This is a genomic window from Mesorhizobium sp. M7A.F.Ca.CA.001.10.2.1 (genome assembly GCF_003998575.1).
Lineage (GTDB): Bacteria > Pseudomonadota > Alphaproteobacteria > Rhizobiales > Rhizobiaceae > Mesorhizobium.
Genome location: NZ_RZQY01001251.1, coordinates 1 through 645, shown reverse-complemented (window position 1 = coordinate 645; position 645 = coordinate 1). Strand labels below are relative to the sequence as shown.

Annotated in this window: 2 protein-coding genes; one reads left to right on the top strand and one right to left on the bottom strand. The window is 62.3% G+C overall.

The genetic code is table 11. From position 1 onward, the window contains the following. Positions 1-345, top strand: a complete 345-nt coding sequence (locus tag EN964_RS36455) for a DoxX family protein (protein ID WP_127277592.1) — start codon at positions 1-3, stop codon at positions 343-345. A gap of 110 nt (positions 346-455) precedes the next feature. Here the strand turns inward: EN964_RS36455 and EN964_RS36450 are convergent. After that, on the bottom strand, positions 456-645 hold a 190-nt coding region (locus EN964_RS36450), incomplete at its 5' end, for a glycine cleavage T C-terminal barrel domain-containing protein (RefSeq protein ID WP_164776570.1).

Genomic DNA, 645 nt, shown 5'->3' with positions numbered 1-645 from the left:
GTGTTGCGCATCATGACCGCGCTGCAGTTCATCGAGCATGGCAGCCAGAAACTGTTCAACTTCCCCGTCAGCGCCGATCCCCACGCCCTTTCCGGGCTGACCATGACCGCCGGCATCCTCGAATTCGCCGGCGGCATCCTGCTGGCGCTCGGCCTGTTCACGCGGCCCGTAGCCTTCCTTCTGGCCGGCGAAATGGCGATCGCCTATTTCATGGCGCACATGCCGCGCGACTTCTTCCCGGTCAACAATGGCGGCGATTCGGCGATCTCTTTCTGCTTCATCTTCCTCTATCTGGTGTTTGCCGGCGCCGGCGCCTTCGCGCTGGACAACCGCCGCAGCGCCTGACGCCCAGAAGAAGGGGCGTGACTAGTGCATGTCGCCCAAAGTGCCCAGCGGTTTTGGGACACGACATGCACAAACAGGAATCTGAAGCGCATCGGCGAAGCCGAAGCGCTTCAGGCACGCATCCGTTCGAAATTGGCGTCGAAAAGCGGCACCGCCTGAATGCGCGCCGCATGACGCTTGCCCAGCAGCTCGATTTCGAAGCCGTCGCTCTCATCTGCGATCTCCTTCGGCACATAGCCGACGGCGACGGACTTCTTCGAATGATGCGCATAGCCGCCCGACGTCACCCAACCGCGCACG